General features: G+C 70.4%; 20 protein-coding genes. 15 read left to right on the top strand and 5 right to left on the bottom strand.

The window, feature by feature from the left end:
* Positions 1 to 15: 15 nt before the first annotated feature.
* Positions 16 to 3,756 (top strand): SDR family NAD(P)-dependent oxidoreductase, encoded by a 3,741-nt coding sequence (locus ACFQ9K_RS08555; RefSeq protein ID WP_378714709.1) that lies wholly within the window; start codon positions 16 to 18, stop codon positions 3,754 to 3,756.
* 100 nt (positions 3,757 to 3,856) lie between these two features.
* On the opposite strand, the gene ACFQ9K_RS08550 is transcribed toward ACFQ9K_RS08555, so the two are convergent.
* The 5 genes from ACFQ9K_RS08550 to ACFQ9K_RS08530 form a co-directional block, all read right to left on the bottom strand.
* Complete coding sequence (locus ACFQ9K_RS08550) at positions 3,857 to 5,062, bottom strand: acyltransferase family protein (RefSeq protein ID WP_378714710.1); 1,206 nt, start codon at positions 5,060 to 5,062, stop codon at positions 3,857 to 3,859.
* A gap of 56 nt (positions 5,063 to 5,118) precedes the next feature.
* A complete protein-coding gene (locus ACFQ9K_RS08545) occupies positions 5,119 to 5,385 on the bottom strand; it encodes an acyl carrier protein (RefSeq protein WP_378714711.1) in 267 nt (88 codons plus the stop codon).
* A gap of 13 nt (positions 5,386 to 5,398) precedes the next feature.
* Positions 5,399 to 6,436: a transketolase family protein gene (locus tag ACFQ9K_RS08540; RefSeq protein WP_378714712.1), complete on the bottom strand. Its 1,038-nt coding sequence runs from the start codon at positions 6,434 to 6,436 to the stop codon at positions 5,399 to 5,401.
* A 95-nt stretch (positions 6,437 to 6,531) separates the two neighbouring features.
* Positions 6,532 to 7,413 carry a transketolase gene (locus tag ACFQ9K_RS08535; protein ID WP_378714714.1) on the bottom strand — a complete coding sequence of 294 codons (882 nt, stop codon included), beginning with the start codon at positions 7,411 to 7,413 and terminating at the stop codon, positions 6,532 to 6,534.
* Positions 7,414 to 7,436: 23 nt separating this feature from the next.
* Complete coding sequence (locus ACFQ9K_RS08530) at positions 7,437 to 8,744, bottom strand: DegT/DnrJ/EryC1/StrS family aminotransferase (protein ID WP_378714716.1); 1,308 nt, start codon at positions 8,742 to 8,744, stop codon at positions 7,437 to 7,439.
* 361 nt (positions 8,745 to 9,105) lie between these two features.
* Here ACFQ9K_RS08530 and lysW point away from each other — a divergent pair, with 361 nt between their 5' ends.
* The 14 genes from lysW (at position 9,106) to ACFQ9K_RS08460 (ending at position 25,297) form a co-directional block, all read left to right on the top strand.
* Entirely contained in the window at positions 9,106 to 9,285 is a 180-nt protein-coding gene (lysW, locus tag ACFQ9K_RS08525; RefSeq protein WP_378714717.1) for a lysine biosynthesis protein LysW, read from the top strand.
* Positions 9,286 to 9,290: 5 nt separating this feature from the next.
* The gene (gene argC, locus ACFQ9K_RS08520; protein WP_378982987.1) at positions 9,291 to 10,265 is read left to right on the top strand and encodes an N-acetyl-gamma-glutamyl-phosphate reductase; all 975 of its coding nucleotides are present in this window, start codon (positions 9,291 to 9,293) and stop codon (positions 10,263 to 10,265) included.
* A 16-nt stretch (positions 10,266 to 10,281) separates the two neighbouring features.
* Positions 10,282 to 11,142: an acetylglutamate kinase gene (argB, locus tag ACFQ9K_RS08515; RefSeq protein ID WP_378714721.1), complete on the top strand. Its 861-nt coding sequence runs from the start codon at positions 10,282 to 10,284 to the stop codon at positions 11,140 to 11,142.
* Complete coding sequence (locus ACFQ9K_RS08510; protein ID WP_378714723.1) at positions 11,139 to 12,314, top strand: M20/M25/M40 family metallo-hydrolase; 1,176 nt, start codon at positions 11,139 to 11,141, stop codon at positions 12,312 to 12,314. The genes argB and ACFQ9K_RS08510 overlap by 4 nt, the downstream gene beginning before the upstream one ends.
* Positions 12,314 to 13,135: an SDR family oxidoreductase gene (locus tag ACFQ9K_RS08505; protein WP_378714724.1), complete on the top strand. Its 822-nt coding sequence runs from the start codon at positions 12,314 to 12,316 to the stop codon at positions 13,133 to 13,135. The genes ACFQ9K_RS08510 and ACFQ9K_RS08505 overlap by 1 nt, the downstream gene beginning before the upstream one ends.
* Before the next feature lie 119 nt (positions 13,136 to 13,254).
* Positions 13,255 to 13,473 carry an MbtH family protein gene (locus ACFQ9K_RS08500; protein ID WP_378714726.1) on the top strand — a complete coding sequence of 73 codons (219 nt, stop codon included), beginning with the start codon at positions 13,255 to 13,257 and terminating at the stop codon, positions 13,471 to 13,473.
* A gap of 19 nt (positions 13,474 to 13,492) precedes the next feature.
* Complete coding sequence (locus tag ACFQ9K_RS08495; RefSeq protein ID WP_378714728.1) at positions 13,493 to 18,841, top strand: type I polyketide synthase; 5,349 nt, start codon at positions 13,493 to 13,495, stop codon at positions 18,839 to 18,841.
* 339 nt (positions 18,842 to 19,180) lie between these two features.
* On the top strand, positions 19,181 to 19,969 hold the full coding sequence (locus ACFQ9K_RS08490) for a 2OG-Fe dioxygenase family protein (protein WP_378714729.1): 789 nt from the start codon (positions 19,181 to 19,183) through the stop codon (positions 19,967 to 19,969).
* Between the two features lie 11 nt (positions 19,970 to 19,980).
* The gene (locus ACFQ9K_RS08485; protein WP_378714731.1) at positions 19,981 to 20,634 is read left to right on the top strand and encodes a hypothetical protein; all 654 of its coding nucleotides are present in this window, start codon (positions 19,981 to 19,983) and stop codon (positions 20,632 to 20,634) included.
* A complete protein-coding gene (locus tag ACFQ9K_RS08480) occupies positions 20,631 to 21,668 on the top strand; it encodes a BtrH N-terminal domain-containing protein (RefSeq protein WP_378714733.1) in 1,038 nt (345 codons plus the stop codon). The genes ACFQ9K_RS08485 and ACFQ9K_RS08480 overlap by 4 nt, the downstream gene beginning before the upstream one ends.
* Positions 21,665 to 22,537, top strand: coding sequence for a lysine biosynthesis protein LysX (gene lysX / locus ACFQ9K_RS08475; RefSeq protein ID WP_378714735.1), 873 nt, complete (start codon positions 21,665 to 21,667; stop codon positions 22,535 to 22,537). The genes ACFQ9K_RS08480 and lysX overlap by 4 nt, the downstream gene beginning before the upstream one ends.
* The gene (locus ACFQ9K_RS08470; RefSeq protein ID WP_378714737.1) at positions 22,534 to 23,268 is read left to right on the top strand and encodes a hypothetical protein; all 735 of its coding nucleotides are present in this window, start codon (positions 22,534 to 22,536) and stop codon (positions 23,266 to 23,268) included. The genes lysX and ACFQ9K_RS08470 overlap by 4 nt, the downstream gene beginning before the upstream one ends.
* Positions 23,265 to 24,524 (top strand): cytochrome P450, encoded by a 1,260-nt coding sequence (locus tag ACFQ9K_RS08465; protein ID WP_378714738.1) that lies wholly within the window; start codon positions 23,265 to 23,267, stop codon positions 24,522 to 24,524. Before ACFQ9K_RS08470 ends, ACFQ9K_RS08465 begins: the two co-directional genes overlap by 4 nt.
* A complete protein-coding gene (locus ACFQ9K_RS08460; protein WP_378714740.1) occupies positions 24,521 to 25,297 on the top strand; it encodes a thioesterase II family protein in 777 nt (258 codons plus the stop codon). Before ACFQ9K_RS08465 ends, ACFQ9K_RS08460 begins: the two co-directional genes overlap by 4 nt.

Here is a 25,297-nt window from a genome sequence, read left to right as displayed (position 1 = left end):
CGAAAGGACGCTCGCGTGCGCACTGCCGCCAGCCCAAGCATTCGGATCGCGCCGGACGACATCGCCCGGATCGCGGCAGACACGGCAGGCGTGCTCGACGCGGCCGCCGTGTACGACCGGCAGCTACGTTCCCGCCGGACTCGGCGGACGGCGGGAGCGAGCGGCGTGCCTGCGGGTGTCGCGATCTCGCCGGACCGGCCCGCGTCGACCCGTGGGGCGGAGCCGGTGTTGCCCGCCGACGCGGTGTCGACATTGCCGGAGGCGTTGGCCCGCGCCGCGCGGGTGGCCCCGGATCGCGGCACCACCTATGTGCTGCCCGACGGGAGCACGGATCGGCAGACCTACGCCGAGTTGTACGACGACGCGCGCCGGATACTCGGCGGGTTGCGCGGACACGGGCTGGCGGTGGGCGATTCGGTGCTGTTGCAGTGTGCGGACAGCCGGAACTTCGTCACCGCCTGGTGGGCCTGCGTGCTCGGTGGATTTCTGCCGACCGCGGTGGCCCCGGCACCGGAGTACGGCACCGACAACGCCGGGGTGCGCAAGCTGGTCGCCGCCTGGGAACTGCTCGGACACCCGCCGGTGGTCGCCGATCCCGAGTTGCTCGCCGGGGTGCGCTCGCTGGGCGAACGGCTGCCCCGCGGCGCGGCGTTGCGCGTGCTGGACGCGAGTACGTTGCCCGCGCCGGAGCCGGCCTGCTGGACGGTGCCCGATCCGGGGCAGCTGGTGGTCAACCTGTTGACCTCCGGCAGCACCGGCACGCCCAAATGCGTTCAGCACTACCACCATACGATCGTCGCGCGGACCTACGCCGCGATCGACGCGAACGACTTCACCGAGCACGAGGTGTCGTTGAACTGGATGCCGCTCGACCACGTCGGCGGGATGATCATGTTCAATCTGCGGGACGTGTTTCTCACCTGCGAGCACGTCAATCTGCGGACGGAGTCGGTGATCGGCCGTCCGCTGCGGTGGCTGGACTGTGTCGACCGGTTCCGGGCGACCTGCACGTGGGCGCCGAACTTCGCGTTCTCGCTGGTCTGCCAGCGGGCCGAGGATATCGCCGCGGGCGCTTGGGATCTGAGCAGCCTGACGAACATCTGCAACGCGGGCGAGGCCGTGGTGGCGCGCACCGCCCGGCGATTCGTGGAACTGCTTGTGCCGCATGGGCTCCCGCCCGACGCCATGGTGCTGTGCTGGGGGATGTCGGAGACGTCGTCGGGGGTGACCTACGCCCGCATGCGCCTCGATGATCCAGCGGCGGGGACGATTACGCTCGAGCCCGCCTCGTTGGACGGTGGGCTGCGCGAACTGCCGGTCGGCACCCCTGGCGCTCTGGTGGTGGCCGAGGCGGGGACGCCGATACCCGGTGTGGCGCTGCGCATTACCGACGACCAGGGGCACGTGCTGCCCGAAGGGCGGGTCGGCCGGTTGCACGTTTCCGGGCGCACTGTGCACCGCGGGTACGCGCACAACGAGCGGGCGAATCGGGAGAGTTTCACCGCCGACGGCTGGTTCGATACCGGTGATCTGGGCTTTCTCCGCGACGGCCGGTTGTATCTCACCGGCCGTGGGAAGAACACGGTGATCGTCAACGGGGCGAACTTCCCGGCGCACGAGATCGAGGCGGTGGTCGAGCAGGTCTCGGGCGTGCGGCCGGCCTGTTCGGCGGTGGTCGGGGTGCCCGACGAGGACACCGGGACCGACGCGCTGGTGGTGTTCTTCGTGCCGGAAACCGAGGACGTGCCCGCGCTGGTGGACGCCATCCGGGTTGCGCTGGCGCGGGACCTGGCGTTGCGGGCGACCTATCTGGTGCCCGTGACGGCGCCGGAGTTTCCCCGGCAGCAGGGCGGAAAAGTGCAGCGCGAGAGGCTGTTCGAGGGCTGGCATGCCGGGCGGTTCGAAGACCGGTGCTACGGCGGGGAAGCCGACGGCGCCGGTCCCGAAGTCACGGACGACGACGCGGGTGTGGCGGCGCTCGCGGTGGGCTGGGAGCCGTCCGAGCTGCCGCTGCGACCGCGATCCGAAGGTCCGGTGATCGCCTGTGTCAGCGGTCCTGCGGTCGATTGGCTGGGGAAGGCCGATGCTCGGATCCCGGTCGGTGGCGACCATGTCCACTTCCGGCAGGCATTGGAGCAGGCGCTGGATCTGGTCGGATCCGAGGCGCCGCACGTGCTTTTCGTCGCCACCGGAGAGGTCACCGATGTCGCCGACGCCGGCGTGCTGGCCCAGTTCCTCACCGCGGCGGGTGTGCTGGCGCGGGTCCGGCCCGACGCCGAGCTGACCGTCCTCACCACCGGTGCCGCGCAAGCCCTTCCCGGCGACCCGGTGGTGCCGGGCCGGGTCGGTCTGACCGCCCTGGTACGGACCGCGCGCGCGGAACGACTCGTCGCCCGCTGCGCGCTGATCGACGCCGCGGCCGACGCCGACCCGAATGTGCTTGCCGCGCTAGTGCAACAGCGGCACGACCAGGACGTGGTCGCCGTGCGGGACGGAGTTCCGTGGCAGCAGCGGTTGCGCACGGTGCCGCTACCGGAGGAGTTCGACGTGCCGACCGGCGTGCTGCCGCGCGGCGGAACCTGCCTGCTCACCGGCGGACTCGGCGGTCTGGGGCGGACCATCGCCGAGCATCTGGTGACCGCGCACGGTGCCCGGTTGCTGATCGTCGGACGGACGCCCGTGGCGGAACTCGACGCCGACGCCCGGGCGGAACTGGAGATTCTCGCAACAGTCGGCGAGGTCCGATATCGCCAGGTCGATGTGGCCGACCCCGAGGCTCTGGCCCGGGAAGTGACGGCGGCCGAGCCGGATTGGGGGCGCGGGCTGGATCTGGTGCTGCACCTCGCGGGCGCTCCGGTCGCGCCGCAGTGGGATCGACTGTCCGAGCACGAGTTACGCACCGAATCCGCGGACTGGCTGGACCAGATGCTGCGCCCGAAGGCGGGCGGCTGTGTCGCCATCGACACGATCCTCGGCACCCGGCCGGAAACGGCCGTCGTGGTCTTCTCGTCCGTCAACGGACTGTTCGGCGGCACCGGGTTCGGCGCCTACTCCGCGGCCAACGCGGTACTGGACGGCTGGGCGCAGCGCTGGTCGGCTGCGGGCAGACAGGCACAGAGCCTGGCCTGGAGCATGTGGGGCGGGCCTGGCATGAACCAGGGCAGCCCACTGGTCTCGGCCGCCCGGCATCGGGGCCTGTCGTTGATCGATCCGGTGCCCGGGACGGTCGCGTTGTTGCGTGCGCTGCATGTCGGGGCGCCGCACCTGCTGCTCGGCGCCGATCCGGCGCATGAGCAGATCAAGCCGTTCCTGGCCGCCGACCAATTGCACAGCGGGACAATCGCGGTCGCGGTGGTGCCGCGGCCGGGGGCAGATCCGCAGCGGGTGCGGGCGGCGGTGGCGGCCAGGCTGGCCGGTCACGCCGTCTTCGCCCGGGTGGCGGTGACCTCGCGGATCGAGCGGGACCGCAGCGGCGACCCGGACCGGGTGGCGTTGCTGGCCGCCATCAGCGCGGGGAGCGCTGGCTACGTCGCTCCTGAGGGCTGGCTGGAAGAGCTGGTGGCGGGGGCCGCGGCGGCCGTGCTCGCGGTGGCCCGGGTGGGGCGGGAGGATTCGTTCTTCGGGCTCGGGTTCGACTCGATGCGGGCGGTGCAGCTGGCGGCGGCGTTGAGCGAGCGGCTCGCGCGGCAGGTGAGTGTCGGTTTGCTGTACGAGTCGCCGACGGTGCGTTCGCTGGCCGCCAGCATCGCGGTCTGAGCGGCGGTAATACCCTCTCCGCCAACAGAAGTCGACCAGGCGATGGCTTTTCCGGTTGTCTCCGGAAAGGCCATCGCCTGGTCGAGTTGGACCGTTGCCGTTATCGCGGTGCCGCGGTGGTGGGCGCGCTCTGTGGCGGGCGGCTCGAACGACTCCATCGATTCATCGCGGGCCGTTCCACATACAGATGCAACAGCACGGCCAGCCCGATACTGACCGCGATCGTCACCACCGACAACGCGATCACCCAGGGCCACGAGGAGGTTCCGCTCGGATCCCCGCCCCAGCCCGGCGAGGTGCGCCCGATCGGGCCGTAGGCCACGACCAGCCAGTGGATCAGGTAGATCGAGTAGGAGATCTCGCCGAGGAACACCATCCGCCGGCCGCCGAATGCCGTTGCCCGCGAGCCGAGATCGGCGGTGGCGACCGCCCCGATCACCAGCGCCATCGGCAGCGCCTGCAGCACCGCGACGCCGAACCGCAGCGGCAGCACGCCCTGCGCGAACACCGCGAGGATCGGCAGCATGAGCGCCACCGGCAGCGGGAAGCGAATCCACTTGCCGTGGATCAGGATCTGCGCCAGCACCATGCCGAGAATGAACTCCAGCATCCGCACCGGCGGGAAGAACGTCATGAACCACATCCGCAACCACGGCACGCCGGTGCCCTGCTGAATCTCCGAGGCGGGCAACAGGGTCGCCACGAACGGCACCGACCAGATCAGCGCGTAGGTCGCGATGAACGCAGACCAGAGGCGCTCGGGACGGATCTTCTGCACCAGCGGCAGCAGGATCGGGAACAGCAGGTAGAAGAGCAGATCCAGGCCCAGCGACCAGGTCGGCGCGTTCGACCAGAGGTTGTACAGCAGGTGCTGGTCCGGAATCCACGCGTGCACCAGGAACAATGTGGCCACCGTGTCACGAGCCGACAGGGCATGGCCGGCGAGCGCGGCGAGCACGCACAGCACGGCGAAGGTGACCAGATGGTTCGGGTAGACCCGGAAGAACCGGCGCCGCCAGAACCGCCGCACCGGAACCTTTTTGGTGGTGACCCAGGTCAGCACGAACCCGCTCAGCACGAAGAAGAACGACAGCGCGGCGATACCGATGGCGTGGAAGGTGCCGATCACCGGCCGCGAGTCGGTCAACCGCGGCAGCACATTGATCCCGACGTGGCACAGCACGACCGCCATCGCCGCGTAGAAGCGCAACCCGGTGAGCGAGGGCATGTTTCGCGTGCGGTCCACCGCCGGTTCCGGCGGGCCGGCCGCCGGCCCGGGGACCGCCTTCAGCGTGGGTTCCTCCATGGGACTTCCTCCAGCAACTGATGTCGTCGAATGATCACGAGGTTGCGACGCCATGCTCACGCACCTCCTTCGGTGGCGTTCGGCGGGAGTTCACCGGCCAGTTCGCGGATCGCGGTGGCCTGATAGAACTTCCGGGCAGGCACGCGCACGCCCCGTTCGGCTTCGATCAGGTCGAGCACTTCGATGGCGGTCAGCGAGGTACCGCCGAGGGCGAAGAACTCGTCGTCCGGGGTGGTCTCGTGTTTCAACTGGAGTACACGCTGGAATACGCTCTGCACGTAGCGGATTCGGGCCTCGTCGCGGACCCCTGCCGGACTGTCCATCGTCATCACCTCGTCAAAGGGCAGCGGCACTGTGCTGCGCCGGTTGCTGCATCGGTCGATCATTCGGTTCGTGGGTCCGGTCGTCCGGCTTCCGGGCGAGCAACCCTCGCGCGGCGTCCAGCACGGCCTCGGTACTCACGCCATGTGCCCGCAACCCGGTCCGCTGGTCGTGCACGCGCGTGCCCGGGCGCCCGCGGACCGCCAATCGGCGCAGTGGCACGGCCGCTTCGGCCGACACCACCTCGGCGACCGCGTCGCCAAGGCCGCCCTGCGGGCGATGCTCCTCGACGGTGACCACGCCCGCGCGGCCGCGGCACGCGGCCAGCAGTCCGTCCCGGTCCAGCGGGTGCAGGGTGTGCAGGTCGACGACCTGCGCGCCGATGCCCCCGGCGGCCAGCTCGTCGGCCGCTTCGAGGGCGAACAGCAAGGGGAGCGGGCCAGTCGCCACGATCGTCACGTCCGCGCCGTCGCGCAGCACCCTGGCCTTGCCGAGCACGAGGTCGGGTGTCCGGCCCGGTGGCGCCGGGGTGGCCGAGCGGCCGAGGCGCAGGTAGGCCGGACCGGTTAGATCGTGCAATTGCCGGGTGGCAGAGGCGATCTGGCGCGCGTCGCCGGGGACGACGATCGCCAGGTCGAACAGCGCGCGGGTCACCGCCAGGTCTTCCAGCGCGAAATGGCTGGTGCCGAAGTGCGCCGCGGACACGCCACCGTGGGTGGCGATCACCCGTACCGGTAGCCGGTTGCCGACGATGTCGAGCTTGAGGAACTCGCCCGCGCGCAGGGTGGCGAAGGTGGCCATGGTGTGCACGTACGGGATGAAGCCGCGGCGGGCGAGTCCGGCGGCGACCGTCATCAGGTTGGCCTCGGCGATGCCGACGTTGATGTAGCGGCTGGGGAATCGCTCGCCGAAGGTGTGCTCCAGGCCACCGGTGTCGGAGTCGAGGCAGATCACCCGCGGGTCGGCGGCGGCCAGCTCCAGGAGTGCTTCGCGGTAGGCGGCGCGGGGATCGGGGCCGAGCTCCGGAACCTGCGGTGCCGCAGTCGGATCCATGGTAGCCGGGTGGTCGGTGACCGGGCGAAGATCGGAAGACGTTGGTAAGTCGGTGATCTGAGCCGAGTCGACTCCCGGGGTGATCGGTCTGCCTGTCATGACGCGCCGCCTGCCGGTCGCGCGAGCGCGGCCAGTGCCCGGCGCACCAGCGTTGGCTTGAGTTTGGCGTAATGCCCCGCCACCCGGTCCTCCAGGAACGGCACACCGCGGCCCTTCACTGTCCGGGCGATGACCATGACCGGACCGTCGGGCGACGGCCGCAGCGCCGCGCGCAACGCGCTCGGATCGTGCCCGTCGATACCGCGCACCTGCCAGCCGAACGCGGTGAACTTGGCGTCGAGCGGTTCGAGTCCGACGCAGTCTTCGGTGCGACCGGTGATCTGTAATCCGTTGCGATCCACCGCGGCAACGAGTCCGGGCAGCTTGAGGTGTCCCGCCAGCAGGGCCGCCTCCCAGACGCTGCCCTCTTGCAGTTCGCCGTCGCCGAGCAGGGTGTACACGTGTCGGTCGCCGCCGGACAACTGTTCGGCCAGTGCCAGACCGATCGAGAGTCCGAGACCGTGACCGAGTGAGCCGGTGGCGAATTCGACTCCGGGCAGCTCGTACGGCGGATGGCCGAACAGTCGGCTGCCCGGGCGGGCGTAGGTGTCCAGCTCCTCGGCGGGGATGCGGCCGAGCTGGGCCAGCGCGCTGTACAGCGCGGGCGCCGCGTGGCCCTTGCTGAGCACGAAAGAGTCGCCGGGGCGCAGCAATTCGGCGTGGATGACGGCAATCAGGTCGGCGCTGGACAGGCTGCCACCCGCATGCGCGCCTTCGGGCCCACCCGCCATCCGGATCACGTCTTCGCGGATGCGGCGCGCCATCGCCGCGGAATCACGTGACGGTGCTGCGGCATTCGCTGATGGCGTGGCGTCTGCCTGCGGTGCGGAGTCACCCGACGCGGGGGAATGCGGCGGGCCGGTGGTGGCCATGGCCATGTCGGCTCCCTTCGAGTCGGTGTTCAGCCCTTGCGGAGCACTTCGCGCCAGCCGGGCGCGGGGCGGGAGCCGGCCATGCGGCGGATGAGATCGAGGTTTTGCCAGGCTTTTTCGAACGCGTCGGCATAGCGCTGGAGCAGTGGGCCCGCGGCGGGATCGAGGTGGCGGCGTTGCAGGCAGAGGGATCCGTCGACCACGGCGGCGGTGACCGGGAAGCGCTCGGCGACCTCGTCCAGCGCGGCCGACTCCGGCAGCCCCGCGCGCCGGAACGCAGGGTGCGCGGGCAGCGGGACCACCTGATACTGCGAGACCGGGACGCCCTCGGCCCGCAGCACCCGGTGCAGGGCGGCGCGCAGTCCGGTCCGATGCTCGGGACCGAGGCCGAACGCCGCGGGATCGGGCATCAAGCGCAGGATGTGCCAAGCGTGCGTGCGCCCGGGCGGGACGCTGGGCACGCGCAATCCGGGCAGTTGGGCCAGTCGGTTCAGGAAGCCGCGGATGTGCGGCTCGCGTTGCCGGGCGGCGTCGTCGAAGCGGGTCAGCTGGGAGAGGGTGAACGCCGCGGCCACCGGCGCTATCCGGGCATTGAGCGCGGCCCGGTGGGCGATGTAGGTGCGGGCGCCGGCCGGGGTCAGTTCGCCGAAGTTGCGCAGCCGGACCAGCTGTTCGTGCAGGTCGTCATCGTCGGTGGTGATCAGTCCGCCCTCGCCGCAGGTCGGCAGATTCTTGTGCGGGTGCAGGCTGAAGCAGCCCGCGGCGCCGAGGGCGCCGACGCGGCGGCCGTCGAGTTCCGCGCCGTGCGCCTGGGCGGCGTCCTCCACCACGGGGATGCCCAGGCGATCGGCCAGCTCGCGCAGCGCGGGCATGTCGGCCGGGAGGCCGTGCAGATGCACCGGCAGCAGGGCTTTGGTGCGTGGTCCCGTGGCCTGGGCGGCGGATCGCGGGTCGAGGGTGTAGGTCTCGGGTTCCACGTCGGCGAAGACGGCGGTGCCGCCGGCCGCGTAGACGGCGTGGGCGGTGGCGTTCATGGTCAGCGCCGGGACGATCACCTCGTCGCCGGGGCCGATGCCGCGGCCGCGCAGGGCCAGGTGCAGGGCGGCGGTGCCGGAGGCGACGGCGACGCAGTGCCGGGTTCCGGTGGCCTCGGCCCACGCGTTTTCCAGTTCGCCCACCTCGGGTTCCGCGGGGGTGGCGGCGTTGAGCTTGCCGCTGCGGAGCACGCGCAGCACGGCCTGTTCATCCGCCGCGGTCACGATCGGCCAGTCGCCGCCGGCGGTGTCCTTGGGGACGGCGCGCGGTCCGCCGAGTAGCGCGAGGCCGGTGTCAGGCATGGGCGCGGACCACTTCTCCGGTGCGGAACATGCCGCATGTCGATACAGACTCTACATAGTCGTCATGTAGATGTTGTCGGGTTTTTGGGCCGCCGCGGCCTGCCGGTCCACCCCGGTTCGCGCGACCAGTCAGCTCGATCTCCACCGCCCGTGTCTCCCTGTCTATTCCGCGATGAGGCAGCCGAACCGAGTCGGCGACTCGAATACGATGCGATCGCTTCTGCCAGTGCCTGCCCCGTGGTCACGTCGGGTTTTCCGCGTCCCTTTGGCTGTGCGATCTGGGGTGTGTTGACGTGAAGTATGTGTTAGTTTTTGCAGTGTGAATATAGACAGTAGTCACACAATCTACGGGAGGCAACCCATGACTACCGCAGTAAGTGCGGAGTGTCCCGAGTGCCGGGATTCGGTGGAACTGTCCAGTGACCTGCTGGTTGCCGAGATCGTGATCTGTCAACACTGCACGAGCGAACTCGAGGTGGTGGCGACCGAACCCGTCGTATTGGCGTTGGCGCCCGAGGTCGAAGAGGACTGGGGCGAGTAGTGAAGGTGAGCGTCGTCGGCGCGGCCGGCTACACCGGTGGCGAACTGCTCCGGTTGGTGCACGGACATCCGGAATTGGAGCTGGTGCAAGCCATCTCGCGCCGGTACGCGGGCAGGCCGGTATCGGAGGTGCACCCGAATCTGCATCATCTCGGGCTGACCTTCCACGCGCCGCCGGAGCTCGATCGAGTGAGTGTCGCCTTTCTGGCGGTGTCGATGGGCGCGGCCGCGGAGCTGGAGGCCGGTGTCGGCGAGCGCGCGGAGACGATCGTGGATCTGAGCCCGGACTTCCGTGCGGGCGCCGTGTCGGCGTCGGGTGTCGCGTATCGGACCGGGCTGCCGGAACTGTTCGCCGACGAGCTCGCCGGCGCCACCCGGATCAGCGTTCCCGGCTGCATGGCGACGGCCGCCATCCTGGCCCTGGAGCCGGTGCGGCGCGCGGGGCTCGTGTCCGGCGACGTGGTGGTGGACGCGCGGACCGGCTCATCCGGTTCCGGCGCCGAGCCGACGCCGGCCTCCCATCATGCCGAGCGCGGGCAGGCCTTCCGGGTCTACCGCCCGGCCGGGCATCGGCACGAGGCGGAGATCGCCGAGCTCGCCGGGGTGCGGGCGCGGATGACCGTGACGGCGGTGCCCGCGGTGCGCGGTGTGCAGGTGGTCTGTCATGTCACGCCGCCGCGGCCGGTGACCCGGCAGGAGGTCTTGCGGGTCTTGCAGCGGGCCTACCGCGACCGCCCGTTCGTCCGGGTGGTGGCGCGCGGTCGCGGCGTGCATCGGATGCCGGATCCACAGTTCTTGTCCGGCAGCAACTTTGTCGACATCGGCTGCGCCGTCGACGCGGACGGCGGCCGGATCGTGCTGGTCGCCGCGCTGGACAACCTGGTCAAGGGCGCGGCGGGTGGCGGCGTGCAGAGCCTGAACGTAGCCAGTGGCCTGGCCGAGGACGCGGGTCTGGGTTTCCCCGGCCTGCATCCCGCCTGATCGGAGAGAGCGGGACATGACGGCTCAGCGACAAGGATCCGGCCGGAGCGCGCCGGGACCGGTGCGGGACGCGGTGATCGTGGTCAAGATCGGCGGCGGCACGGACCCGGAACCGGTGCTCGACGAGGTGGCCGAGCTGGCCGCGGCTGGGCAGCCGGTGGTGCTCGTGCACGGTGGCGGCGTCGACGCGGATCGGCTCGCCGACCGGCTCGCGGTGCCGCGCGAAGTGATCGAATCGCCCGACGGAACGCACAGCAGACGCACCGATCCGCGCATGCTCGCGGTCCTCACCCTGACCCTGCTCGGGCAGGTGAAACCCCAACTGGTCAGCGGATTACGCTTGCGTGGCGCGTCCGCGGTCGGGCTCAGCGGCGCGGACGGCGCATTGATCACCGCATCCCGCAAACCCGCGATCCGATCGGTGCGGGCCGGCCGGACCACGCTGATCCGCGACGACCAGTCCGGCCGGATCGACCATGTCGAACCCAGCCTACTGCGCGTGCTGCTGGCGCGCGGCGACGTCCCCGTGGTTTCCCCGCCGGCCAGCGACGCCGACGGCAACTTGCTCAATGTCGATGCCGACGAGGTCGCCGCCCGGCTCGCCGCGGCACTGAACGCCGCGGCCCTGGTCCTGCTCACCGACGTGTGCGGCGTGCTGTCCGACCCCGCCGACCCGGCCAGTCGGATCATCGAGGTCGGCCCGCAGCACCTGACCGGCGACGTCGTGCGCGGACGGATGCGGCACAAGGTCCGAGCGGGACTGCGCGCCAGCCGGACCGTCGCGCGGGTGAGTATCGCCTCGGCTCATCAAGTGCGGCCGATCCAGCAGGCCTTGGCCGGCGGCGGCACCTGGGTGCGCGAAGGAAGTGCCGCATGAGTGACCCACGCCAGGCCACGGCCCGATCCCGCCCGGTCCGCCCGCTCGACCTGCAGGGCGACTATCCGGCCTGGTTGTTGCGCGCCGCGGTCGGCATTCCCTCGGTGTCCGGCGAGGAGTTGCCGGTCGCCGGGTTCCTCGCCGAACAGCTGACCGCGCTGGGTTTCGACGCACACGTCGACGAGGTCGGCAATGTGCACGGTGTGATCGGCCCGAGCACCGGTCCCACCGTGATGCTGCTCGGACACATCGACACCGTCCCCGGCCGAGTCCCGGTGTGCCAGATCGGCGATCTGCTCTACGGCCGCGGTGCGGTGGACGCCAAGGGCGCCATGGTGGCGATGATCTGCGCCGCCGCGCGCAGCAGCGACGTGCGCGTGCACGTGGTGGGCGCGGTCGGCGAGGAGGTGGCCGGCGGCCGCGGCGCGCTGCACGTACTGGCCACGGTCCCGAAACCCGCGGCGGTGGTGATCGGCGAACCGAGCGGCTGGGACGGAATCTGCCTGGGCTACAAGGGCCGGACCGGCATCGGCTACGAAATGCACCAGCCGCCCCTGCACACCAGCAGCCCGGAACCGACCGCGGTCGAGTGGGCCGTCCGGTTCGCCGCGGAGATCCAGGGCTATCTGCGTGGACTCTCGCCCGAGGCCGATCCGATCGCGTTCGGGGTGGCCACCGGCACCCTCACCTGGCTGCGCGGCGACCTCGCCCGTGCCGAGGCGTTCCTCACCTGCCGGGTACCACCCGGCTTCGACTTCGCCGCCCTCGAACGCTTCGCCAAGAGCCTTCCGCACAGCCGGATCTGGGTCGACGAACGGGTGCCCGGCGTGACCCGCCCCCGGGCCGATCCGGTGGTCAGCCAGCTGCGCGCCGCGATCGCGTCCAGGGGCGTGCGCCCCACGCTCAAGCTCAAGGCGGGCAGTTCGGACATGAACACGCTCGACCCGTGGGGCGTGCCGATGGCCGCCTACGGACCGGGCGACGCCCACCTCGATCACACGATCGACGAACACATCGCGCTCGGCGACCTGTACCGCGCGATCGACGTCCTCGCGCTGACGCTGCCTCGTCTCGCCCGCCAGCTACCTGTCCCGCCGGCCGAAACCATCGACCGTCCAACAGCTTTGGTGGGCTCGACGCCGCACGACCGAACACCGTCTCTGGAGGCCTGATGCTGCTCGACGGGAACGTCGCCATGATCACCGGCGCCGCGCGCGCACTGGGCCGTTCGCACGCACTGCTCTTCGCCGGCGAGGGCGCTGACCTGATCCTGGTCGATCACTGCGAACCGGACGCCGGACCCTATCCGATGTCGAGCAGACGCGATCTGGAGGAGACCGCCGAATCCTGCCGCAGACTGGGCAGCCGGGTGCTGACCGCGGTCGCCGACGTCCGGGACCAAGCCGCCGTGGACAAGGCGACGGCGGCCGGGGTGGACGAGTTCGGCCGGATCGACGTGCTGCTGAACAACGCGGGCATCCTCGGCCCCGGCGGGCGCCGCGCGCACGAACTGACCGAGGAGCAGTGGCAACTGGCCCTTGATGTCAACCTCGGCGGTACCTGGCGCTGCTGCCGAGCGGTGTTGCCGCACATGGTCGAACAGGGCGGCGGCCGCATCGTGAACACCTCGTCCACCGGCGGCCGCGTCGCCTTCGAGATGTACGCCAACTATGTCGCCGCCAAGCACGGCGTGGTCGGGCTGACCAAGGCCATCGCGCTGGAGTACGGCCGCAACGGCGTGCGCGCGAACGCGGTGTGTCCCAGCACCGTTGCGGACAACTCCGCGCTCGGCACCCGCAGCACCCGCGCGGTCGCCGAGGACATGGGCGCGCAATTGCAGGACTACGAGCGCAGTTCCGCCGCCCTGCACCCGATCGGGCGGCTGGTCACCGCCGCCGAGGTGTCGGCGGCCTGCCTCTGGCTCGCCGGCCCGCACTCCGGCGGCGTCACCGGCACCGAGCTGGTGGTCGACGGCGGCTTCACCGCCCGCTGACCCGAACACCCTGTCCAGCAACGACATCCGCAAAACCGACCGGGAGGATGCGCCGAGACCTAGCCGCAGCCATCGCACGGCGGCGACAGACCTGGGCGTTTAGATCGATGGGAGTAACAGTGACCACGGACGAACGCACCTATCTCGTGGTGCGCAACCACGAGGACCAGTACTCGATCTGGCCCGACGGGCGGAACGTCCCGGACGGTTGGGCCGCCGCAGGTTTCGCCGGCCCGAAGGACGAATGCCTGGCACACATCGCCGAGGTATGGACCGACATGCGACCGCTGAGCCTGCGCCGAGCAACTGACAATGAGGGAGGCGTGCGCCTTGACTGACAATGGCCAGACTTCGACTGTGACCCCGCATCCGACCGAGGAGCCGCTCGCGGTGATCGGCATGAGCTGCCGATTCGCCCCCGATCTGGACACCCCTGGCCTGCTGTGGGAACACCTGCGCGCGGGCCGCAGCGCGGTGAGCGAAATGCCTTCCCGCCGTTGGGATCCCTACGAGATCGACCCGCAGACCCGGGCCATCCTGCGCAAGACCACCCGCAAGGGCTCGTTCCTGCGCGACATCGAGGGCTTCGACGCCGAGTTCTTCCAGATCACGCCGCGCGAGGCCGAGTACATCGACCCGCAGCAGCGGATCATGCTCGAATTGGCCTGGGAGGCGCTGTGTGACGCGGGCCTGCCGCCGATGTCGTTGTCCGGCACCGACGCCGGGGTCTACGTGGCGGCGAACTCCAACGACTACGGCCGCAGGCTGCTGGAGGACCTGAGCCGCACCGGCGCCTGGGCGGTGAACGGCACCACCTTCTACGGCATCGCCAATCGGATCTCCTACTTCCTCGACACCCACGGCCCGAGCATGGCGGTGGACGCCGCGTGCGCGGGTTCGCTGACCGCCCTGCACGTGGCCTGCCAGAGCCTGCGCAGCGGAGAGACCGGCGTGGCGATCGTCGGCGGCATCAACATCATGGCCTCGCCCGCCCTGGTGGTCGCGCTCGACGCGGCCTCGGCGACCGCGCCGGACGGGCGCAGCAAGGCGTTCGACAAGGCGGCCGACGGTTACGGGCGCGGCGAGGGCGGCGGCGTCGTCGTGCTCAAGCGGCTCGGTGACGCGGTGCGCGACGGGGATCGGGTGCACGGGCTGGTGCTGGCCAGCGGCGCCTTCCAGGACGGTCGCTCCGACGGGATGATGGCGCCGAGCGGCGACGGTCAGCGGCGGATGTTCCAGGAGATCTACCAGCGGGCCGGAATCGAGCCGCGCACCGTGCAATACGTCGAGGCACACGGCACCGGCACCCGGCTCGGCGACTCCGCCGAGGCCGGCGCCATGGGCAGTGTCTTCGGCACCGGTAGGGACAGCGACGACCCGCTGCTGATCGGCACGCTCAAGCCGAATGTCGGCCACGTCGAGGCGGCTTCGGGTATCGCCGGGGTGATCAAGGTGCTGCTGTCCATGCGGCACGGTGAGTTGCCGGCCAGCCCGCACGAGGAGGTCGACCCGGAGCTGAATCTGGCGGCCAACGGGATGCGGCTGGTCGGCGAGCCGACCGCGTGGCGGGCCGGTCGGCACGGCAGGCGAGCCGGGGTGTCCAGTTACGGTGTGGGCGGGTCGATTTCGCACGTCGTGTTGCAGGAGCCGCCGGCCGACAGAGACGCAGAGGCTGACCGCCGTCGCGATCGTGCCGTCCGGCCGTGGGTGTTCCCGCTCTCCGCGGTGTCCGAAGCGGGCGTACGCGGGCTGGCCGGGGCGACGGCCGAATGGGTGCGCGCCAACCCCGATGTCGATCTGGATTCGCTGGCGCACACCCTGTGCGACCGCCGCTCGCACCTGGCTCGGCGCGCGGCGGTGGTGGCAGGCAGCGCCGAGGAATTGATCGCCGGCCTGGATTCGCTGGCCGATGCCGAGGCCACGCCGGCCATGACCACCTGGGCGGCAAACACGTTCGGCGACAGCGGTGCCGCCGGACCGGTCTGGGTGTTCTCCGGGCACGGCTCGCAATGGTCCGGGATGGGGCAGGAGCTGCTCGACACCGAGCCCGCGTTCGCCCGGGTCATCGACGAACTCGCGCCGATCTTCACCGAAGAACTGGGCTGGACCCCGCGTTCGGCCATCGAAGCGGGCGGGCCGTGGACGGTAACCCGCACGCAGGCAATGACCTTCGCGATGCAGGTGGCACTGGCCGAGGTGTGGTCGGAGCTCGGCCTGCGTCCGGGCGCGGTGATCGGGCATTCGGTCGGCGAGATCGCGGCCGCCACGGCGGCCGGGAGCCTGGACCGCGCGGCGGCGGCACGATTCGCCTGCCGCCGGGCCCGCGCGCTGGAGCGGATCGCCGGGCGCGGGGCAATGGCGATGGTGCCCATGGCCTTCGACGACGTCGAACAACGGGTCACCGGGCGCGACGGCGTGGTCGCCGCGATCGCCGCCAGCCCGCTGTCCACGGTGGTCTCCGGTGACATCGACGCGGTCGACGCACTGGTCGCCGAGCTGGCGGCCGAGGGCATTCGGGCCCGTCGGGTGAACAGCGATGTCGCGTTCCACAGTTCGCACGTGCGCGAGGTGCTGGACCAGGTGGGGGCGGCCGCCGACGAGTTGCACGCCGCCGCCGCGCGGGTGCCGCTGTACAGCACCGCGCTGGCGGACCCGCGTTCCGACGCGCTTCGCGAGGGCAAGTATTGGGTCACCAATCTGGCCGATCCGGTGCGCTTCCAGCAGGCGGTCCGCGCCGCGCTCGACGACGGCGCCCGGGTGTTCGTCGAGGTCTCCGCGCATCCGGTGGTGGCGCACTCGATCACCGAAACCGCCTTGGACGCAGGCATTCCCGACGTTCAGGTGGCGATCACGCTGCGCAAGAATCAGCCGGAGCAGCGCACGGTGCTGGCCAACCTGGCCCGCCTGCACAGCGTCGGCTGCCCGGTGACCTGGTCGTACACCGGCGAATTGGTGGACGTCCCCGGCGTGCGCTGGCAGCATCGGCCGTTCTGGATCTTCCCGGACACGCCGCCGGAGCGCGGTGTGGGCCGGGGCCACGATCCGGACACGCACACGCTGGTCGGCGGGCACACCACTGTCGCGAGCGCTCCGGTGCAGCGGGTCTGGCAGACCGAGCTGGACATGTCCAACCGGCCGTACGTGCAGTCGCACAAGGTAGTCGGTGTGGAAACGGTACCGGCGTCGGTCGTGTTGAACTCGTTCATCGGCGCCGCCACGGCTGAGGGCGAACCGGCGTGCGGGTTGCGCGACATCGTGTTCCGCACGCCGTTGGCCGCCCATCCACCGCGGGTCGTGCAGGTGGTGCTGGAACAGGACAAGGTCCGCCTGGCCAGCCGGATCAAACGCGACGAGAACAGCATCGGTCACGACGACGAATGGCTGACGCACACCACGGCGACGGTGGTCCGCGCACCGGTGGTCGGCGCGACCCGGCTGGAAGACCCGGACGCGATCCGAGCCCGCTGCCCGGTCTCCTGGACCTGGTCCAAGGTGGACGGGATCTTCCGCGCGATGGGCGTGGACGGCTACACCTTCCCGTGGGTGGTCGAGGAATTGGTCCGCGGCGACGAGGAACAACTCGCCACCGTGACCGTCGACCACACGCCGAAGCTGCACCCGTCCAGCTGGACCGCGGTGATCGACGCGGCGCTCACCGCCAGCGGCGTGCTGGTGATGGCCGAGGACTCGTCCGTGTTGCGCACCTCGTCGCACCTGGAATCGCTCGTCTTCCGCGGCGACCCGCCGGGTCGCGTCTACGTGCACACCACCCGCGATCCGCGCACGCCGGACACCATCAACATGGTGGTCGCCGACGAGAGCGGCGAGGTGGTCTGCGCGGCAACGGGATTGCGCTATGTCAAGGTGCAGGACATCGGCTCCGGCGCCGTCGGCCCGCGTCAGCTGGTGCACGGAATGACCTGGGAGCCGGTGGAAGTGCGGGCCGACGCCCGAGTTCCGCGGCAAGCCCTGCTGATCGGCAGGCCGGCCGGCTGGCCCGCGTTGACCGAGGCGCTCGCCGGGCGCGGCGTGCCGGCCAGGGCGGTGGCGGGTCCGGCCGCGATCGATGACGGTCTGCTCGCCGCCGGTGATGTCGTTATCGTCGCGCCGCAAGCGCTGCTGGCGGGGGAGACGCCCGAACTGGCGGCCCGTCGTTGCGCGGAGACGCTCGTCGACGCCGTGCAGCGGGTGGCCGCGATCCCGGACGCGCAGCGCAGGCCCGCCGTCTGGGTGCTCACCGAAGGCGTGCGCGACGGCGGCGCCGAGGCCGCGCTGTCGCACGCGCCGCTGTGGGGTGCGGGCCGGATCGTCGCGGGCGAGCGTCCCGATGTGTGGGGCGGTGTCATCGATATCGCCGAGGCCGCCGCACCCGAGTCGGTGGCCGCGCTGATCGGCGCGTTGCCGCCCACCGAGGACGTGCTGTCGGTGACCCCGGACGGCGTGTTCGCGGCCAGGCTGCGCAAGATCGAACGCCCGGCCGAGCACGAGGCGGTGGACTGCAGGCCGAACGGAACCTATTTGATCACCGGCGGTCTCGGCGCACTCGGTTTGGAGGCGGCACGTCATCTGGTCGAGCGGGGCGCCCGCCGGCTCGTGCTGATCGGCCGCCGCGGCCTGCCGCCACGCTCGGCATGGGATTCGGTGTCGGACCCGGCGGTCGCCGCGCAAGTCGCGGAGGTCGTCGCCCTCGAGGCGGCCGGAGCCACGGTACGGGTGCTGCGCCTGGACATCTCGGATGCCGAGGCGACGGCCGCGGCCCTCGACCCCGGCACGCTCGACCTGCCGCCGGTGCGCGGCATCGTGCACTGCGCCGGGGTGGTGTCCGACGCGCTGGTGGAGAAAACCCGTCCGGCGAACCTGGACACGACCATGGGCCCGAAGGTGGACGGCGCGATGGTCCTGCATCGCCTGTTCCCCGCGGGCACGCTGGACTTCTTCACCATGTTCTCCTCCTGCGGCCAGCTGGCCAGGCTCACCGGCCAGGTCAGCTACGCGGCCGCCAACTCGTTCCTGGACGGGCTGGCCGCGCTGCGGCGCGCGCAGGGTGAGTTCGGCGCGAACAGCATCGCGTGGGCCCAGTGGATCGGCCGGGGGATGGGCGAAACCACCGGCAAGACAACGATTCTGGAGGCCGAGTCGCGTGGGCTCGGCGGCATCACGGTCACCGAGGCGCTGCGCAGCTGGAGCTACGCGGACCGGTTCGGCCTGCCGTATGTCGCGGTCATGCGGGTCATGCCCGACCACACCCTGCCGATCTTCGCCCATCTCTCGGCCGCCGAGACGGGCGCGGAAAGCGTAGGCGGCGGCGCGGTGGACTGGACCACCGTGCCCGCCGACGAGCTGGCCGGTCTGGTCCTGGCGGAGACGCACGAGCAGGTGGCGGCCGAGCTCAACCTCGCGCCGGACGACATCGCGATCGACCGGCCGCTGCTCGAGCTCGGCGTCGACTCGGTGCTCACGGTCGCCCTGCGGGTGCGGCTGCACCGGTGCTTCGGGGTGGACCTGCCGCCGACCATCCTGTGGAGCAACCCGACCGTCCGCGCGCTGGCCGAACTGCTGGCGACCGAGGTCGGGGGAGCACGGGCGGACGAGGAAACGGTCGTCGAGGGCGAACCCACGCCCGCGGCGGACGCCAACGGTAGCTCGGTACCGGCCGAGGTGCTGGAGGTACCGGTAGCAGCCCCGGTGACCGAACCGGTCGGCTGAGGCTGGTCGCGGCGGCGGCAACCTCGCCGCCGCGATCCGACCGGGCCCGGGACGGTGCGATACGCCCGCCCCGGACCCGGCCATGGCCGCGCAGACTCTATAAATACCACAGTGTCTGCATATATCCCCGGAACGCTTCGAATTTGCCAAAGTCCCTGTTAGAGAGGCTAACTGCCGCAGCGGGCGGGGGCGCCACTCGACAAGGCATCGATATAGTTTGTAGTATCTTGCTTAGAAAGACTGTGGGCCCTTTGTGTAGAGATTGTCATCGACACAGGTCTGGGTCGACCGGCCTTCGCGCACGTTGAATCCACGTTGAATCGCCGAGGGGAACCACTGATGGACGACTCCGACCGGGCATCCGAGCATGCGGTCGTTGCCGGTGCAACGGCGCTCGGCAGTCCGCGCACGGACGATTTCACCCGGCACGGCTGGGCGCACGGCCGGCTGCGCGTGCGCACCGAGGGACCCGGCTGGAAACAGTTCGCGGCCGCCTGGGACGACCTGGTCCCGGATGCCTATCTGGACTCGGCCCGGTGTCGCCGCAATCGCCGGTACGGCCGGGTGCTCGCGCATCGCGACGGCACCCTGGAACCGTTGCGCGGCTCGCAGTTTTTCCAGAGCAAGGCGGTCAACCCGGTGTTCGGCGGTCAGCTGCGAGTATTCGAGCCGCTGCCCGAGGCGTCCTTCGCCAGCCTCGAGTTCGCCGACATCCTGCGCGAGTCGGTCGTTTTCGTCAACCGGGTGGCCGGGACGCACGACTGGGAACTCGGCATCCACTTCATCCGGGTGATCGCCGATCCGTACCAGGGCGCGGACCCCGCGCCGGAGGGCAGGCACTCCGACGGCCACGCGTACGTGTCGATCCATCTGATCGGCAGGCACCAGTGCGTCGGCGGGGAGAACCAGGTGTTCCGGCGCGGACTGCCGGACGCGGAGTACGCCGTGACCATGACCGAACCCCTGGAAGTCCTGATGTTGTCCGACACGACGATGGAGCACGGGGTCAGCGAGATCCGGGCGATGGATCCGCGTCTGTCCGGCTGGCGCGACACCTTGATCGTCGATTTCAACCTCGTGCCCGACCCCGCGGAAGTGCCGGGACGCACGCACAGCTCGATGCACTGACCGGAGGTTCCATGAGCCAGTTGTTCACGACCGACACCACGGTCGACCGCCTCGTGCGCCGGCTACCCGCCGGGCAGGCACGACCGGAGTTCTGCCTGATCGACCTCGATGATCTGCTCAACAACCGGGCCATCACCGGCACCGCCGATCTCGACCACGGACGGCTGAACGCCTGGGGCAATTCCTTTCCCGCCGAGGAACTTCCGCCGCCAGGCGCGCAGATCGAGGTGGCGGGCATCCCGTTCGTCTGGGCGAACGCGCGTCCCGAAGGCGACAACGTGCGGTGCGAGGGGCAGCTCATCGATCTCCCACCGGGGCAGTACGACTGGGTCTACCTGCTCGCCGCCTCGGAACGGCGCAGCACGGACACGCTCTGGGCGTACTACGACGACGGCCACGCCGACCCGCTGCCCGTGGGCATCTCCGACTTCCTCGACGGCACACCGGCCTTCGGCGAGCTGTCCGCGTTCCGCACCACCCGCATGCACTACCCGCACCACGTCCAGCATGGGCTGCCCACCACCATGTGGCTGACCCGGGTCGGCCTGCCCCGGCGCGGCACCGCGCACGCACTGCGGTTCCCGCGACTGGTCGCCATGCACGTCTTCGCCCTCACCCTGCTCACCGGCAGCGCTGGACGGTCCACGAACGGTGCGGCGAAATGACCGGCCCGGCAGCGACAATCGAGCTCTGGACGCGTGACCTCGGCAGCTGCCTGCACGCCACCTTCGCGACCGTGCTGCTGCACGACGGGCATGATCCGGTCACCGTGCTCGGGGCGCCCTGGGAATTCCGCCGCCGCCCCGGCGCCTGGACCTTCGAGGAGTACTACTTCCTCGCCGAGCCGGATTCCCTGGCCAAACGGCTCGCGCTGTTCCATCCGTTCGAATCGTCCTGGCAGCGCAGCGCGGACGACACCCTCGACGACCTGCGCGCGGCCCTCGCCGCGGGGGTGCTGCCCATCGCGGCGGTGGACAACTACTGGCTGCCGTTCCGTCCCGCCTTCCACGACGTGCACGCCGCGCACCTGCTGGTCGTCTACGGCATCACCGACACCGAGGTGTTCGTCTCCGACGCACAGCCACCCGCGTTCCAGGGACCCATCCCGATCGCCGACTTCCTGGCGAGCTGGGGGTCGCTCAACCCGCCCGACGACTCCGACGTGTTCTTCAGTGCCAGTCCCAGTGACCGGCGCTGGCTACGTGCCACCATGCGCGGCCCAGTTCCGGTGACCGATCTCGACTGGCTCGGAAACGTGCTCCGGGGCAACGTAACCCGGTATCAGCAGGATTACACCGGCGATATCCAGTCCGGGCTGCCCGGCCTGCGCCGCTACCTCGACGAACTATGCGCGCTCACGCCCGGCTCCGAACTGGCCGCCGCGGCGCTCAGCGAGCTGTATGTGATCAGCTGGAACATCCAGGCGCAGTCCGGCCTGCACGCGGAATTCCTGCGCCGCCAAGCGATCCGCTGGCGGATCCACGAACTCGCCGAGGCCGCGGCGGGCGTCGACGCGGTCGCGCACGGCTGGACCGGCGTGCGCATGACCGGCGCGCACTCCCGGGTCTGGGATCGCCACCGCTTCGACGAACTGCGCAGGCACAGCACCGAACTCACGCGCCGCCTGGCGCACGCGCTCGATCAGCTCGAGCTCGCGGCGGACGCGGTGTCGGTCCGGAATCGAGAGGGGCGCCCGTGAAGACCACCGATCTGCCGATAGCCGTTGTCGCCTCGCGTATTCGCCGGGAGGAGAAACTCATCCTCGAGTCGTTCCGGCGGCGCGGCCTGCGCTACGAACACGTCGATCCGCGCAAGCTGACCGTGCTGCTGGCCGACGGCAGGCCGCCCTACCGCGCGGCGCTGATGCGCGAGGTCGGCCACGGCCGCGCGGCCTCGGTCGCGTCGACGCTCACCCTGCTCGGCGTGCCCACGTTCAATCGCCCGGACACCCTCGAGGTCTGCGGCGACAAACTCCGGACCGCACTGGCGTTTCACGCTGCGGGACTGCCGATTCCGCAGGCGGCGGTCGCCTGGGGCACCGAATCCGCCCTGGCCGCAATGCCCAAGCTCGGTTATCCCGTGGTCGCCAAGCCGGTCACCGGGTCATGGGGTCACCTCACCGCACGGATCCACGATGACGAACAGGGCCGGGCCATCCTGGAACACCGTGCGGCCCTGCCGAATCCGCAGCAGCACGTGTTCTTCCTGCAAGAGCACATCGACAAGCCCGGGCGTGACATCAAGTCCTACGTCGCCGGCGATCGAGTGGTCTGTGCCATCTACAAGAACGCGGTCGACGACTGGCGCACCAACACCGCCATCGGCGGCATCGCGACACCCTGCCCGATCACCCCGGAGCTGACCGAGCTGGCCGTGGCGGCGGCGCACGCGGTCGGCGGCGGCTTCCTCGGTGTCGACCTGCTGATCGATCAGGACGAGCGCCTGTACGCGAACGAGGTGAACCACACCCCGGAGTTCCACGGCGCCATCGACGCGACCGGAGCCGACGTCGCCGGGTTCATCGTCGACTGGTTGCTCGCCGAGATCGAGTCGGTGGAGGCGCGATGACCAGCCCGATCCTCGCCCTGTGGAGCGCACCGCGGTCCCGCTCCACCGTCTTCTTCCGGATGCTGCTGGAACGCGACGACCTGCGCCTGCTCCACGAACCGTTCTGCAACATCGCCAATGACGGCCACACCGAGGTCGGCGATGTCGTGGTGCGGTCCACCGCCGATCTGATCGACGCCATGCTCGACCTGTCCGGACAGCAAAAGGTGTTCTTCAAGGACACCACCGACTGCCGGTACGACCTGATCTTCGACCGGCAGGATTTCCTGAAGAGCGTGCGGCACACCTTCCTGCTGCGCGATCCGGCGGAGATCATTCCCTCGTACGCGGCGCTGCGGCCGCAGATGGAACTGCACGAGGTCGGCGTCGAGTACCTGCATCGAATCTACGAGGCGGCCGTCGCGGCCGGTGACGATCCGGTGGTCCTGGACTCCGCGGACTTCGTCGACCAGCCGGAGCGGACCGCGCGCGCCTACTGTGCGGCGGTCGGTCTGCCCTTCCACGCGGGCATGCTGAGCTGGCAGCCGGGGGAGCGACCGGAATGGCGGCAGTCCGCGCGCTGGCACAGCGGCGTCAGCGCCAGCTCGACCGTGCGGCGCGAGCAGACACGCTACGACCGGACCATCGACACCGATCCCGTGCTGCGCCGCTACTACGAGCATCACCTGCCGTTCTACGAATACCTGTGGGAGCGGCGAGTCCGCATCGACTCTGAGAGGCCCGGCCGATGATCATCTCCACGCCGCCGTTCTGCCCGGTGCAGTTCCAGGATCCGGATCTGCTCGACTCCGCCTTTCACGCCTCGACGGACATGCACGCGGTGTGGGCCCACCTGCGCGATCACCAACCGGTCTACCGCGCCGATCCCGGCCGCGGCCGCGCACCGTTCTGGGTGGTGACCAGGCACGAGGACGTCAGCCGGGTGCTGCGCAGTCATGCCGAGTTCTCCTCCCGGCGCGGCACCATCCTCTGTGTGCTCGACCTGAACACCCCGGACATCGCCACCGACGACATGCTGGCCGATACCGATCCACCGCGGCACGGCGAACTCCGGGTGCCGCTGAACAAGGCGTTCAGCCCGAGTGTCGTTGCCGGACAGGAGAAGCTGCTGCGCGACCTGGCCAGGGAGACGATCCTCGCGGGGTTGGACGCGGACGTCTCCGACATGGCCAAGCCGGCCATGATGTTCCCGATGGCCGTCACCGGCACGCTCATGGGACTGCATCCCGATTCGTGGGAGCGGCTGGCCGAGCTGGTCATGATGACGATCGCCTACGACGATCCGGCCTATTCGACCGGCACCGCCCAGTCGACGGTGCGCCAGGCGCGGCACGAGCTGTTCGAGTTCTTCCGCGACGAGTTCGCCCGCCGCCGCCGCGACGACGACGATCCCGACGTGATCGGCACGCTGCGGGCGATGAACCTGACCGAGGGCCCGCTGTCCGAGCGGCAGGCGGTGCTGAACTGCTTCGTGCTGCTCATCGGTGCGAATGTCACGACGCCGCACGCGCTCGGCACCCTGTTCACGCTGATGGCCGAGCATCCGGCGAAATTCCAGGCGGTGCGGGAGAATCCGAAGCTGCGCGCGACCTGCCTGCACGAGCTGCTGCGCTGGGCGTCGCCGGTGACCGCGCTGATGCGTTATGCCACAACGGATGTGCAGATGCACGGGCAGACGATCAAGGCCGGTGAGCCGGTCAGCGCCTGGCTCGGTTCGGCGAACCGGGACGAGCGAGTCTTTCGCGATCCCTACACCTTCGATCCCGGTCGGCGCCCGAATCGGCACGTCGCCTTCGGCGTCGGACCGCACTACTGCATCGGCGCCGGCCTGGCCAAGGTGGGCCTGGAGATCTTCCTCGACGAACTGCTCGACCTGGTGGACACGGTCGAAATCGCCGGTGACGTACAGCATGTCGCCTCGCACTTCGTGCCCGGTTACAAGAGCATGCCGGTCCGCCTGACACCGCGGAAAGTGACCGCGCGGTGACCGGCCGAAGCGCCGCGCGGCTGTGGTTCGACAACCGATTCCGTTCCGCCAGTGCGACGCACAGCCTGTACTGCTTCCCGTTCGCGGGTGGCTCCTCGGCCTACTACGCCGACTGGGTGCCCGGGTTCACCGGATCGGTCGAGCTGGTGCCGGTGCTGTTGCCCGGTCGCGGCGTGCGGATGAGCGAGTCGCCCGCCAACGATCTCGGCCTGCTTGCGGACGAGATCGCCGAGGCGATCGCGGCCGAGCCCACCGAGGTGCTGTTGTTCGGGCACAGCATGGGCGCCATCCTCGCGTTCGAGGTGAGCAGGCGGCTCAGCGGCGGCGCGCGGCCGGTGCGGCAGTTGTTCGTCACCGGCCGTCCCGCGCCTACCATCGTGCGGCCCCTGAGTCCGGTCAGCGACCTGCCGCGGCCCGAATTCATCCAGATGCTGCGCGAATACGGCGCCGCGGAGCCGGCGATCTTCGAGCACCAGGACCTGTTGGACGTGCTGATGCCCATGATGCGTGCGGATTTCGGCATGATCGAGCGCTACCGGTGCCGGCCGGGAGCGCCGCTGGCCTGCCCGATCTCCGCCTGGTGCGGGGACCGCGACCCCGAGGTGCCGCCGGCCACGATGCGGCCCTGGGCGGATCAAACCACCGGGGAATTCCGGCTTTCCGTGCTGCCGGGCGGGCATTTCTTCCTCAGCGACAACCACGCCGAGATCGTCCGGGCCGTGCACGCGGCGAGCCGGCAACCGCGCCCCCAGCTACCGACGAGGAGCTCCTGA

It is taken from the genome of Nocardia sp. NPDC056564 (assembly GCF_042793755.1).
In the GTDB taxonomy this organism is placed as follows: domain Bacteria; phylum Actinomycetota; class Actinomycetes; order Mycobacteriales; family Mycobacteriaceae; genus Nocardia.
This window is presented reverse-complemented; position numbering and strand designations above follow the sequence as displayed.